Annotated in this window: 9 protein-coding genes; 8 read left to right on the top strand and 1 reads right to left on the bottom strand. The window is 57.9% G+C overall.

Features of this window, described 5'->3' with window-relative positions; all coding sequences use genetic code 11:
* Positions 1 to 17 precede the first annotated feature (17 nt).
* Together A37O_RS0111005 and A37O_RS0111000 are read left to right on the top strand one after the other, a co-directional pair.
* Positions 18 to 425, top strand: a complete 408-nt coding sequence (locus A37O_RS0111005; protein WP_018297556.1) for a DoxX family protein — start codon at positions 18 to 20, stop codon at positions 423 to 425.
* Positions 418 to 1113: a zf-HC2 domain-containing protein gene (locus A37O_RS0111000; RefSeq protein ID WP_018297555.1), complete on the top strand. Its 696-nt coding sequence runs from the start codon at positions 418 to 420 to the stop codon at positions 1111 to 1113. The genes A37O_RS0111005 and A37O_RS0111000 overlap by 8 nt, the downstream gene beginning before the upstream one ends.
* Positions 1114 to 1137: 24 nt before the next feature.
* On the opposite strand, the gene A37O_RS0110995 is transcribed toward A37O_RS0111000, so the two are convergent.
* On the bottom strand, positions 1138 to 2781 hold the full coding sequence (locus A37O_RS0110995; RefSeq protein WP_156802583.1) for a dolichyl-phosphate-mannose--protein mannosyltransferase: 1644 nt from the start codon (positions 2779 to 2781) through the stop codon (positions 1138 to 1140).
* 75 nt (positions 2782 to 2856) lie between these two features.
* On the opposite strand from A37O_RS0110995, the gene rsmI reads away from it, so the two are divergent.
* The 6 genes from rsmI (at position 2857) to A37O_RS0110965 (ending at position 12930) form a co-directional block, all read left to right on the top strand.
* On the top strand, positions 2857 to 3714 hold the full coding sequence (gene rsmI / locus A37O_RS0110990) for a 16S rRNA (cytidine(1402)-2'-O)-methyltransferase (RefSeq protein ID WP_018297553.1): 858 nt from the start codon (positions 2857 to 2859) through the stop codon (positions 3712 to 3714).
* A 102-nt stretch (positions 3715 to 3816) separates the two neighbouring features.
* Positions 3817 to 5649, top strand: a complete 1833-nt coding sequence (locus A37O_RS0110985; RefSeq protein ID WP_018297552.1) for a BCCT family transporter — start codon at positions 3817 to 3819, stop codon at positions 5647 to 5649.
* Between the two features lie 200 nt (positions 5650 to 5849).
* Positions 5850 to 7706, top strand: a complete 1857-nt coding sequence (locus A37O_RS0110980; protein ID WP_018297551.1) for a BCCT family transporter — start codon at positions 5850 to 5852, stop codon at positions 7704 to 7706.
* 66 nt (positions 7707 to 7772) lie between these two features.
* Positions 7773 to 9626: a methionine--tRNA ligase gene (metG, locus tag A37O_RS0110975; RefSeq protein WP_018297550.1), complete on the top strand. Its 1854-nt coding sequence runs from the start codon at positions 7773 to 7775 to the stop codon at positions 9624 to 9626.
* Positions 9627 to 10799 (top strand): MFS transporter, encoded by a 1173-nt coding sequence (locus A37O_RS0110970; RefSeq protein ID WP_018297549.1) that lies wholly within the window; start codon positions 9627 to 9629, stop codon positions 10797 to 10799. It begins immediately after the preceding gene.
* A gap of 40 nt (positions 10800 to 10839) precedes the next feature.
* Positions 10840 to 12930, top strand: a complete 2091-nt coding sequence (locus A37O_RS0110965; protein ID WP_018297548.1) for a RecQ family ATP-dependent DNA helicase — start codon at positions 10840 to 10842, stop codon at positions 12928 to 12930.
* Positions 12931 to 12941: the final 11 nt, after the last annotated feature.

The following is a 12941-nucleotide window of genomic DNA, read 5'->3' as shown; positions in this document are numbered from 1 at the left end:
AGGGTAGTCTATCAAGCATGAACAGGCCCGTGGTTCGCGATTTCACCCTTCTCCTTGTGCGCTTTGTGCTCGGCGTCGTGTTCGTTGCACGCGGATATCAACACTGGTTCGTCGACGGTATCGATGCGGTGGCAGCCCAGTTCGGGGCATGGAATATTCCCCAGGCGAAATTCTCTGCCTACTTGGCCTCTAGCGTGGAACTGATTGGCGGAGCCCTGTTGATCATTGGACTGATGACTACGGTTGTGGCGGGAATTCTCCTGCTGCAAGTTGCGCTCGCGCTGTATTTCGTCCACGTCAACAACGGGTTCTTTGTTGAATCTGGTGGCGTGGAATACCCTGCTGTGCTGTGCATTGCGCTTCTAATCGTGGTTGTTTTCGGTGCCGGGCGAGCAAGCTTAGATGAGGTACTCAACCGTGCTTGACCATAAGGATGTCCAACAGGCGCTCTCCGCCAGGCTCGATGGCGAGCCGACGGGCTACGACGACGCGGTGATCGACGCGCACCTCGCCACATGCGAGGAATGCCAAGAATATTGGGACAAGGCGGTCTCGCTGTCACGCACGCTGTCGTTCGTGGATGTAGATGGCGGGATGGCTCCGCCACCTAACCTGACGGAATCGATCGTTGCCGGAGTGGAGCCTGAGTGGCGCAAATTCGCCCGCCGGCGCATCATCGGGGTCTCCATCGGACGAGTCGCACTGGTAATCGCTGCCATCTTGCACGTGATTTGGGCGGTTCAGCTGGTCATGGAATCGGGCAGTCTTGTGGTCACAGGTCCCGTTGGCCCAGGTGCTGAGGTCTCGGCGGATCCCGAATTCGCAGCACTGTTGGTCCAAGCCGCCGCGGTACGCTTCGCATTCGCGCTGGCCTTCGCCTTTAGCGCCTGGCGACCGTCAAATATCCCCGGAATCTTGCTCATCACAGGCTCTGTCTTTGCGTTTACCCTCGGTTTCGCGGTGCGGGACTGGATACTTGTCGGATCCACCGAAAACTGGGGCGAGATGTGGACACTGCTCTTTGCCTGCATCGCCTTGATCTGGACATGGATCGCCGACCGCGGCGTGGAACTGCGCCAAACCTGGAAAACACTCAACGCCGAACCCGCCTAAGACCTAGGCCCTACGCTGGGGCGCTTACTGCCAGCTCGGCAACCACATCATTTGTTGGTACCAGGATTCGGGGATGGGGTAACCATAAAAGAGCGGGGAGAAGTAGAGGAACATCGAGATGACTAGGGCAAGGTACGCGATCACACCCAGCTGACCCCACCGCAGCTGGAAACCAGCGATGGTGGACAACCACTTCGATTGAATCGGTCTGCCTCGCCGGGAGAGATAACCAAGCGCGAGTGCAATCAAAACGATCGTAAAAGGCACCAGCGGTGTGGCGTAGAAGAAGTACATTTGCCGGTCAAAGGCAGCCAACCAGGGCAGGAAACCCGCGGCGAAGGCGATGAGCGGAAGGATCACGCGTTGTTCTCGCCGCACGATCCACACCCAGACAGCCCAGAGCAAAATGGGGACGGTCAGCCACCAAATGGCAGGCGTGCCAAAGAGATAGATCATTCGTCGACACGTGGTGGTGCCGCATTCGATATCCGTGGAGGAGAAGTACAAAATAGGTCGCGCTGCGACGAGCCACGCCCACGGCTTCGAATCCCACGGGTGCGAGTGACCACTCGAGCTGGTGAGCTCAGAGTGAAACTCAAGGACGGAGAAGTGGTAGTAGAACCACCCTGCCCACGCATCGGGGAGCAGATGGAGATATGAACTGTTGGGGATGGTTCCGTCGGAGGCCGCGTGGCGATACACCGAGGTTTCCGAGGCGAACCAACTGCGCCACGACCAGATATAGAGTGCTGCAGGAACAATCACGAGCGATGCGAGCGCCGCGGGAACATCCCTGATCAGAGTCCCAGTCACAGGTTTTCTCGCGCGGTAGTGCCTGCGCAGATACAGGTCGTAGAACACGCTGAGGAGTCCAAAGAACGCGATGTAGTACAAACCCGACCACTTCACCGCTAGCGCCATACCCAACAAGACACCCGTAGTAAAGCGCCACCACCGGAAGCCCAGGCGGGGACCAAATGGCCCGGCTTGGGCAAACCTGCCATCTAAGTATGCAGTGTGGAAGCGGTCGCGCTCTTGACGCATATCACCGGCAAGGGTCCAGGCAGCCATGACGATAAAGAGCACCTGGAAGATGTCGAGCATGCCAAACTTCGAGGCCACCAATAACACGCCGTCGCACAACGCGATGATGCCTGCGAACAGACCCACCTGCCAGGATTGGGTGATCCGGCGTGCCAGCAGCATCGTAAACACGACCACGGCGGCGCCGAAGAGTGCAGTCATAAACCGCCAGCCCAAAGGCGTGTACCCAAAGAGCGCTTCGCCGATTGAGAGCAATCTTTTGCCCAGAGGCGGGTGTACCACGAGACCGTAGCCCGGATTGGATTCAATTCCACCGAGCACCGGGTTGAAAAAACTGCGCACCATATCCCACGCCTGCGGAACATAATGCTTTTCGTCGAACACCGGGGTGCCACCAGCGGTGGGCACCGTCAGCCCCAAGAACCTAGTAATGATGGCTAGGAGAGCGATCACCGAGACGGACACGGAGTCACGGAAGGACCACGGCACAGTAACCGGAGCAGTGGGTGCGGGTTGTACGGCGAGACCTCGGTGGACACGGCGACCCTGGCGACCCCTACGGCCACGAGGACCTAAAGGTTCATCGTGGTGCGATGTAGATCGAGGCTGGGCAGTCGTACTCACTCGTTTGATACTAGTCGGTGACCACGTAGCGGCGCGTGCAGCGCGGGGCGAGGCAAGTGTGGGAAGCTAGAAGACATGGAAAAGTCCGAAGTCTCTCTGCCGACCCATGGCATTGTTATTGCCGCGACTCCACTGGGGAATCCGGCAGATGCCTCACCGCGATTGATCGCAGGCCTGGAAAACGCCGACGTTGTTGCTGCGGAAGATACTCGTCGAGTGCGCTCCCTCGCAGCATCGTTGGGAGTCGAAATTCGGGGCAAGGTCGTGTCCAACTTCGACCACAACGAGGACAGCAGGACCTCCGATCTGATCGCCGCGGCCAGGACGGGGCTCGTCCTCGTGGTCTCTGACGCCGGGATGCCCGTCGTCTCTGACCCGGGCCATTCGTTGGTCTCGGCGGCACACGACGCGGGCATCCCCGTCACGTGTTTCCCCGGGCCGTCGGCAGTGCCCACCGCGCTCGCCTTGTCGGGGCTGAACGTTGGCCACTTCATTTTCGACGGTTTCGCGCCACGCAAGCAGGGCGCTCGTCAGACCTGGTTGGAGTCCCTCGTCGGTGAGAAACGCGCCGTCTGCTTCTTCGAATCCCCGCATCGCACGGCGCAGACCCTCGAGCACGCAGCGGAAGTACTCGGCGGTGAGCGTCGGGCCGCGGTGTGCCGCGAGCTGACCAAAACCTACGAGGAAGTGCGTCGCGGCACGTTGCCAGAGCTCGCCGCGTGGGCAGCCGACGGAGTCAGGGGAGAGGTCTCCATTGTCATCGAAGGCGGCACGGGCCCAGCGGTGGAGCCCGCGGACTTAGTCGGGCTCGTTCTCGCCCGCGAGGAGGCAGGGATGCGCTTGAAGGACGCGGCGAAGGAAGTTGCGCGTGAGCACGGGGTTAAGGTGAGCTCGCTTTACGACGAGGCCCTGGCAGCTAAAAAACAGAAATAGCAGCAAATTTTCAGGGTCTGAGGTTGGTTTTTAGGTCATATAGGGCTGTACGCTGCAGATATATAGGTTGAATTATCGTTCCTTCTCGCTAGTCTGGGGAGAATGGAAGAGAAAGAGTCTGAGAAAAACCTGGAAAATGTCCAACCTTCCTATCAGGGTCCACACCTTGAGAAGGATTACGTATCTGTAGACGAGACCCTCTCCAACCGCTCTGCCACAGAGGAGCTTGCCGCGATTCTCGAACGGCAAACCTCTGGTGAAGGGGTCGAGGTTTCTGAACAGCGCCCCGTGTTGGAATTTGAGAACAAAAACGCGCCGATCAATTGGAAGATCGTCGTTCCTACCGTCGTGATTGTGTTCGCGGTGGTGGTATGGGCCCTGTTCTGGCCCGACGAATTTGCGAATTTCGCTTCAGAATCAATGACAGCGCTGCTGAATAATTTCGGCTGGGCCTTCGTCTTCTTCGGCTCCGTCTATGTCGCGTTCATTTTGATTGTTGCGCTGTCTCGTTTCGGGAGGATCCGGCTCGGCAGCGACGACGAACGACCGGAATTCCGCACCGTTTCCTGGATCGCAATGATGTTTGCCGCCGGCATGGGCATTGGCTTGATGTTCTACGGCGCAATGGAACCGCTCACTCACTACCGTGAGGGAGTCCCCGGAAGAGAACCGAACGATGTCGGCGCAGCGATGGCGAACTCGATGTTCCACTGGACGCTGCACCCCTGGGCGCTCTATGCGGTCGTGGGCTTGGCCATTGGCTACTCCACCTACCGGTTGGGCCGAAAACAACTCATTTCCGCGGCCTTCGTCCCCTTGATTGGCCAGCGAGCAGCGGACGGCTGGCCGGGGCGGATCATCGATATTTTCGCCATCTTTGCCACCATCTTCGGCACTGCCGTCTCGCTTGGCATCGGCGCCATGCAGATCGGTGCGGGTCTTGTCGCGGCTGGGTTTATAGAAAATGTCACGCAGTGGCTATTGATCGGAATTATCGTCGTCCTATCCCTCGCGTTTATGGCGTCTGCAGTCTCCGGAGTGGGCAAGGGCATCCAGTACTTATCCAACTTCAATATTATTCTGGCCGCGATCTTGGCCATATTAGTTTTCGCCGTCGGACCGACAGTATCGATTCTGAATCTGATCCCAGGTTCCTTCGCCGCCTATTTTGATCAATTCTTCGAAATGGCCGGACGAACCGCAATGAGCGCCGATGGTACTGCCGGGGAATGGTTGTCGGGATGGACCATTTTCTACTGGGTCTGGTGGTCGAGTTGGTCGCCATTCGTCGGCATGTTCTTGGCGCGTATTTCTCGCGGCAGAACCGTACGGGAATTCTGCCTCGGTGTCTTAGTCGTTCCGTCGGCGGTCTCCGTGGTGTGGTTTTCCATCATGGGTGGATCCGCGATCGTCTTTGAACAAAATGGTCGGTCGGTTTGGGGCGACGGCAACCCAGAAAATATCCTGTTCAACTTGCTTTATGAGCTGCCAGGCGGATCAATCATGGCGATTGCCGCCGTGATCTTGCTGGGTACCTTCTTTATTACGTCTGCAGATTCGGCATCGACCGTGATGGGATCGATGAGCCAGAATGGTCGCTCAGATGCGAATCCTTGGTTGAGCGCGATGTGGGGTGCCTTGACTGCCGTGGTTGCCCTGATTTTGTTGATTCCAAGCAGCGATGCACTAAGCAATCTGCAAAACGTGACCATCGTTGCCACCAGCCCCTTCATACTGATCTTGATCGGGCTGATGGTGTCCACACTGCTCGCCATGAGAATCGACGTGAATTACCAAGATTACCGAGAACAACAGCGATTCGCCGCGCAGTTGGCGAGGGAGAGGCGTGCGTTTAAGGAGCTCGAGCGGATCGAGGCCTTGGAAGCGAGACGCAATGAGCGAATTGCGAGAAAACAGCGAAAAACGAAACGATAAGGCAGCTGATTTCGAACAAATTCGCAGGGTAAAAGTATAAATTTACCATTCCGTTATATTGCGTGCTCGTTTCGTCCGCGCCACCAGCGTTAACGACGTGTAACGAAAATGTAACGATGCTGGTGGTGTCATGTTCGATGTGGCGGATATTAGCGCAGCTGCATTGAATGAGGACACTTTATAGGCCAGTGTTATTGCACATGTCGAAAAATGACCCTACTTTTGATGAGAATCAACAAAACAAAGAAAAAGTAGTGTCCGAAACTTTTCCAGGCAGTCGTTCCGACGTAGGAAACGTCGACTACAAAACTGTCAAGGAAGAAGTGGACACAACTTCCGCAACAAGCCAATTAGCCGCCATGATCGAGGCAGAGCCTGAGCGGGCCGCCGCTTCGATCGCAGCTTCCGAACAACCGATCAAGCGGCTTTCTGAAGACGAGAACGCGAAGATTGACTGGGCAATTGTGATTCCCCTCGTCATCATCGTCGCCGGTGTAGTCATCTGGGGACTGACCGGACAAGAAAGTTTCAGCAATTTCGCGAACGCAGCCTTTAGCTGGGTCGTCGATTCAATGGGCTGGGCCTTCGTGCTCTTCGGCACTGTGTTCGTGATATTTGTTCTCGTGATCGCACTCTCGAGGTTCGGCTCGATCCGCTTGGGAGCAATTGATGAGCAACCCGAGTTCCGCACGGGTTCTTGGATCGCGATGATGTTCGCAGCAGGTATGGGTATCGGCCTGATGTTCTACGGAGCATCCGAGCCACTATCGCACTACCGCGACGGCGTACCCGGACATCAATCCCACGAGGTAGGCACCGCGATGGCACAGTCCATGTTCCACTGGACCCTGCACCCATGGGCCGTCTACGCCATCATCGGTCTGGCCATTGCCTACTCCACCTTCCGCCTTGGGCGAAAGCAGCTGCTCTCCAGCGCGTTTATCCCTCTCATCGGACAGCGCGCCGTCGACGGACCAATTGGCAAGATCATCGACGGTCTGGCGGTCTTCGCAACGATCTTCGGCACCGCGTGTTCGCTCGGTCTGGGTGCTCTCCAGATTGTTGCTGGCCTCGAAGCTGCCGGTTTCGTACAAAACACCTCCACCGGTCTGATCATCGGCATTGTTGCAGTACTTACCCTTGCTTTCTTGCTCTCGGCAATGTCGGGTGTGGGTAAGGGCATCCAGTGGCTGTCCAATATCAACATGGTCATCGCTGCAATCCTGGCAATTTTCGTGTTTGTCATGGGCCCAACGCTGAACCTGCTCAACATGCTGCCCACCTCGATTGGCGCATACCTGAGCCAATTCTTTGAGATGGCCGCGCGCACCGGAGCATCCGCAGACGGAACAGCAGGAGAGTGGCTGGGTTCCTACACCATCTTCTACTGGGCGTGGTGGATCTCCTGGTCACCATTCGTCGGCATGTTCCTGGCACGCATCTCCCGCGGTCGATCCATCCGTGAATTCTGCCTTGGTGTCATGCTCGTCCCGGCTGGTCTGTCTACCGTGTGGTTCGCCATCTTCGGCGGCAGTGCTATTTGGATGGAGCAAAACGGTCAGTCCATCTACGGCGACGGAACCTCGGAGTCGCAGCTCTTCAACTTGCTGCATAACCTGCCCGGTGGAGCGATCATGTCCATCTTTGCCGTGATTTTGCTGGGTACCTTCTTCATCACCTCTGCCGACTCCGCGTCGACAGTGATGGGCTCGATGACCCAAAACGGCAAATCCGACGCGAAACCATGGCTGTCGGCACTCTGGGGTCTGGGCACCGCAGCGGTGGGCCTGACCCTGCTGATCTCGGGTGGCGACGAAGCCCTGAACTCGCTGCAGTCCGTGACCATCGTGGCCGCGAGCCCCTTCTTGATCATCTTGATCTTGTTGATGTTCGCAATTGTCAAGGACCTGCGCAATGACGTGATTTACCTTGATCAGCGCGAATCACAGAAGTTTGCGCGTCAGCTTGCCATTGAGCGCCGCCTGCACCGTGAAGCGGAGTACCGCGAAAAGCAGAAGGCACGTCGTCGCAACGTTGTGTCGAAAAAGGCTAAGTAATACGGTTTCAGCGATCTTCATGGTCAAATCTATGGCTCCACTTCAACCGAAGTGGAGCCATAACCTATGCTAGAGGGCATGACTGAATCCACCCCGAAGAATATTTTGGTGAGCGTTGCGTGGCCTTATGCAAACGGCCCCCGCCACATTGGTCACGTTGCCGGCTTTGGCGTTCCATCGGACGTTTTCGCTAGGTACCAGCGCATGGCGGGAAACAACGTGCTCATGGTTTCGGGAACAGACGAGCACGGCACCCCGTTGCTCGTGCAGGCAGACAAAGAAAACGTCACGGTCAAGGAACTTGCGGATAAATACAACCGACAGATCGTCGAAGACCTTGCAGGCCTCGGCCTGTCTTATGACCTGTTTACCCGTACCACCACTCGTAACCACTACTCGGTGGTGCAGGAATTATTCAAGGGCCTGTATTCCAACGGGTACATGATTAAGGAAACCACCCAGGGTGCCATTTCGCCGTCGACGGGCAGGACGTTGCCGGATCGCTACATAGAGGGCACCTGCCCGATCTGTGGCGCCACCGATGCCCGCGGCGATCAGTGCGATACCTGCGGTAACCAGCTCGATCCGATCGACCTGATCAACCCGCGCTCGAAGATCAACGGTGAGACCCCCGAGTTCATCGAGACCGAGCACTTCATGCTTGACCTTCCTGCGCTTCACGACGCATTGAAGGCGTGGCTGGAGACCCGCGAAGACTGGCGTCCGAATGTGCTGAAATTTGCGCTCAATCTCTTGGAAGATATGCGTCCACGCGCGATGACCCGTGACATCGACTGGGGTATCCCGGTTCCCGTGGAAGGGTGGGAGGACAAGCCCAGCAAGAAGCTCTACGTCTGGTTCGACGCTGTGATTGGCTACCTCTCTGCCTCTATCGAATGGGCAGCACGCACCGGCGATGAGGACGCCTGGAAGAAGTTCTGGCAAGATCCGGAATCTCAGGGCTACTACTTCATGGGCAAGGACAACATCACCTTCCACGCCCAGATCTGGCCAGCGGAACTGTTGGGTTACTCGGGCAAGGGCTCCAAGGGCGGCGAGGTGCACAAGTACGGCGAGCTCAACCTGCCTACCGAGGTTGTGTCTTCGGAGTTCCTCACCATGAGCGGGTCGAAGTTCTCCTCCTCCAAGGGCGTTGTCATCTATGTGAAGGACTTCCTGAAGGAATTCGGGCCAGACCCACTACGCTACTTCATCGCGGTGGCCGGCCCAGAGAACAACGACACCGACTTCACCTGGGACGAATTCGTCCGCCGCATCAACAACGAACTGGCCAACGGCTGGGGCAACCTAGTCAACCGCACCGTGTCCATGGCGCACAAGAACTTCGGCCAGATCCCCACGCCTGCGGCACTCGAGGAATCCGACCAGGTGATCCTGGACTTGGCGGCGCGCACCTTCGATGAGGCTGGCGAAGATTTGGCAGCAGCAAAATTCAAGAACGCCATCGGCAAGGTGATGAGCCTAGTCGGTGAAGCAAACGCGTACATCGCGGAGCAGGAGCCTTGGCAGCTGGCCAAGGACTCGTCGCAACGCGAGCGACTTGCCACCGTATTGTGGACCGCGCTGCAGGTCGTCTCTGACTGCAACACGATGCTGACCCCATTTTTGCCACACACCGCGCAGGCAGTGCATGAGACTCTGGGGCGCACCGGCGTGTGGGCCGCAACGCCTCGCATTGAGGAAGTCGTCGACGACCACGACTTCGACCTCGTCGGTGTTGGCCTGCCTGAGAAGGGCCAGACCTACCCAGTCATCACCGGCGACTACACCTCTCAGCAGGCCACCTGGCAGCGCATCGATGTCGTACCCGGTACCGAGCTGGCGAAGCCAAAGCCGTTGGTAGCCAAGCTGGATCCAGAACTGGGCGAAACCGGACCAGAATGGGCACCGGTTAAGTAAATGCCCGTTGTGATGTTGTTCCTGGCGGTGTTTACCGCCGCGATCAACCTCCGCGCAGGCATGGCCTCGGTGGGGGCTGTTCTCGACGAGGTCATCGCCTACTACGATGCGCCCGCCTCTCTGGCGGGAGTGATCACCGCGATGCCCGGTGCTTTCTTCTGCATCATGGGACTCGGCGCCGTCCCGTTAGCGCGCAGGACCGGCATCACCCCGACGATTTTCGGTGGGGCAGTACTGACGCTATTTGGTCTGGCGCTGCGCCCATATGCGCCGACGATCAGCCTGTTCATCGTGTGCACTGTTGGTGTGGTGGCAGGCGTTGCCGTGGCCAACGTGCTGTTGCCGGTGTGGGTGAAGCAATACGGCGGGAAGCACATGGTCGCTTTGATGACCGTGTACTCCGGTGTGCTGGGGCTCTCCGCAGCGCTGGGGCCTCTCAGTCGACTCATCACCGAGAATTGGCAGGGTGCCCTTGGATTCTGGGCGATTCCCTCGGCGCTGCAGGTTGTGGTGTGGATCTACGTCGTGGCGAAATTCCGCGTCGATATCCCGCGCGGATCTGGGACCGACTCGGAGCTCTACGGTAGCCTGTGGCGCTCGCCGACCGCGGTGTCGCTGATGCTGTTCTTCGGCCTGCAATCAATGAATGGCTACGTCCAGATGGGATGGCTGCCGGTTATTTTGAAAGATGCAGGTGTCGACGATTCAACGGCCGCCACCGCACTTTCCGTGGTTGGATTTTGCGGCATCCTCGGTGGATTGACGCTGCCTACAGTGATTGCCCGCTCGCGCACGTTGACCCCTTGGGTGCTTGTATTTGGGCTGGCGACCGCGGGTGGCTACCTCGGCCTTCTCGTGGCACCGGCGGCGGCCCCACTGCTGTGGGCTGTTGTGCTAGGAGTTGGCGGATGGTGTTTCCCCCTGGCCGTTGCATTGATCCCGGCGCGCACGCGTTCGCCCCTGGTAACCGCCAAGCTTTCGGGCTTTGTGCAGCCCTATGGCTACGTTGTCGCGGCGGTGGGGCCGATGCTGATCGGCGTGGCGTATGGAATTCTCGGTTCTTTCCAAGCAATTTTGATTGTGCTGATTATCCTGGGAGTGCTGCTCGGCCTGTTGGGTGTTACCGCAGCTCGCAACGTCTATATTGACGATGAATTAGCAGCTCAGAGGTAATTTCCCGGCGATGTCTAGGGGTATTGCTACCGTAGGGTTCATGGAAACGACAGGGCAGGTAGCAACGCGCCAGGAAGCGGACGCACTCCTTCGACTCATCGCCGGTGAGGGAGCAACGCTTCGCGACGATCAGTGGGTGGCCATTGACGGGCTGGTCAACCAAAGGCGCAGGATGCTTGTTGTACAACGCACGGGCTGGGGAAAATCGGCCGTGTATTTCATCGCTGCGAAACTGCTCCGCGCCAGGGGAGCGGGCCCCTCGGTCATCATCTCCCCGCTGCTTGCGTTGATGCGCAACCAAGTTGGTTCTGCGTCGCGTGCTGGGATTAAAGCAGTGACAATCAACTCCGCCAACATGACGGAATGGGAAGAGATTCAAGACCAAGTCGTCTCGGGAGACGTTGATGTGCTGCTAATTAGTCCTGAGCGACTGAACAGCCCTGATTTCCGGGAGCAAGTCTTGCCCCAGCTGGCCGGGAGCGTGGGCATGGTCGTTGTCGATGAGGCACACTGCATCTCAGATTGGGGGCATGACTTCCGGCCAGACTATCGTCGTATCCGCACTCTGCTTGCCGAGCTCCCCGTTGGAACTCCGGTGCTGGCTACTACCGCAACGGCAAATGACCGTGTTGTAGCTGACGTGGTGGAGCAATTGGGTCAGGGGACGGGAGTGCTGCGCGGTGGTTTAGACCGGGAGTCCCTCGCCCTCTCGGTTGTGTCCCTGCCGGATTCGACTCAGCGCGCCGCATGGATTGCCGAACAACTCGATAGCCTGCCCGGCTCCGGCATTATCTATTGCTTGACGGTATCTGCCGCAGAAGATTTGGCCGAAGCACTGGAATCCGCGGGGTGGAACGTGTCCGCCTATACCGGTCGCACTGAGGCAGCCGAACGCGAAGAACTAGAGCAAGCGCTTATCGGAAACGAACTTAAAGCACTCGTGGCCACCAGCGCATTGGGGATGGGCTTTGATAAACCAGACCTCGGATTCGTCATCCACCTTGGTGCCCCCAGTTCACCAATTAGTTACTACCAGCAAGTCGGTCGCGCCGGCCGTGGCACCGAGCATGCAGAAGTCATCCTGCTGCCTGGGCCCGAGGACAAAGAGATCTGGGAGTATTTCTCCCAGGTGTCCATGCCAAGTGAAGCGACCGTGCAGCAGCTTTTAGGTGCGCTCGGTGATGAGCCACTTTCCACACCCAAGCTAGAAAACTTCGTGGACTTGTCTCGTTCGCGCATTGATCAAGCCCTGAAGGTCTTGGACGTGGATGGAGCAGTGCGTCGCGTAAAGGGCGGCTGGATCTCCACCGGAAGCGAATGGAATTATAATCACGCCCGCTACGACGGTCTCGCTGCAGCCCGGAAACACGAGCAAGATGCGATGATCACCTATCAACGCACCAGCGAATGCCGGATGGTGTTTTTGCGTTCGCAGCTCGATGATCCCACCATCGTCGAAGGCGAGGTCTGCGGCAGGTGTGATAACTGCACGGGAGTCCAGCGCTCACTTGTGGTGAATCCGACGATCGCGGAGCGAGTGGATTCTCGGCTCAGCGCGCCGGGGGTGAGGCTTTCGCAACGCAAGATGTGGCCCACAGGATCGGTACGGCGAGGAAAGATTAACGGGGTGTTGGCTGGGCGCGCCTTGGGTAGGTTAAACGACATCGTTCGCGGACCTGAGCTACATAATCTGCTCAGTGACAACTCGTGGAGGCCTGCGACGGACTGGAAATCTGATCCCTGGCTGCGACGAATCGTAGCAGTCTTGGCGGATTGGGAGTGGCAGGAGCGCCCAGTCTCTGTCATTGTGCTGGGTAGCGAGGATAATGAAGGCCAAGACATGCTCATCGCAATGGGGCAGGCAGTCGCGCAGGTGGGCCGGATGAACTTTGGCGGTGTCGTAAGGCCCAGGGGCGACGAAGTTACCGCACACAACTCTGCTTTTCGGGTCAATGCCTTAGATAAGCACTTCGATTACGCGGGCGTAGAGGTCTCTGCTGTAAGCGCTGGCCCGGCGCTCCTTGTGACTGATGTCGTAGACACAGGCTGGACTGTCACGGTCGTGGGAGCAGATATTTTTGCCCAATATGGGGTCGAAATTTTGCCTTTCGCCGTGGCTTCACAGGGATAATTGTTCAAACC

The organism is Corynebacterium lubricantis DSM 45231, from assembly GCF_000379425.1.
Taxonomy (GTDB): Bacteria; Actinomycetota; Actinomycetes; order Mycobacteriales; family Mycobacteriaceae; genus Corynebacterium; species Corynebacterium lubricantis.
The sequence above is the reverse complement of the archived record's forward strand: the minus strand, read 5'-3'. Positions and strand labels throughout refer to the sequence as shown.

Bases quoted from the DNA above. Each gene is read 5' to 3' on its own strand.
- A37O_RS0110965 (WP_018297548.1), top strand. From the start codon at position 10,840: ATGGAAACGACAGGGCAGGTAGCAACGCGCCAGGAAGCGGACGCACTC.
- A37O_RS0110970 (WP_018297549.1), top strand. From the start codon at position 9,627: ATGCCCGTTGTGATGTTGTTCCTGGCGGTGTTTACCGCCGCGATCAAC.
- A37O_RS0110985 (WP_018297552.1), top strand. From the start codon at position 3,817: ATGGAAGAGAAAGAGTCTGAGAAAAACCTGGAAAATGTCCAACCTTCC.
- metG (WP_018297550.1), top strand. From the start codon at position 7,773: ATGCTAGAGGGCATGACTGAATCCACCCCGAAGAATATTTTGGTGAGC.
- A37O_RS0110980 (WP_018297551.1), top strand. From the start codon at position 5,850: ATGTCGAAAAATGACCCTACTTTTGATGAGAATCAACAAAACAAAGAA.
- A37O_RS0111005 (WP_018297556.1), top strand. From the start codon at position 18: ATGAACAGGCCCGTGGTTCGCGATTTCACCCTTCTCCTTGTGCGCTTT.
- rsmI (WP_018297553.1), top strand. From the start codon at position 2,857: ATGGAAAAGTCCGAAGTCTCTCTGCCGACCCATGGCATTGTTATTGCC.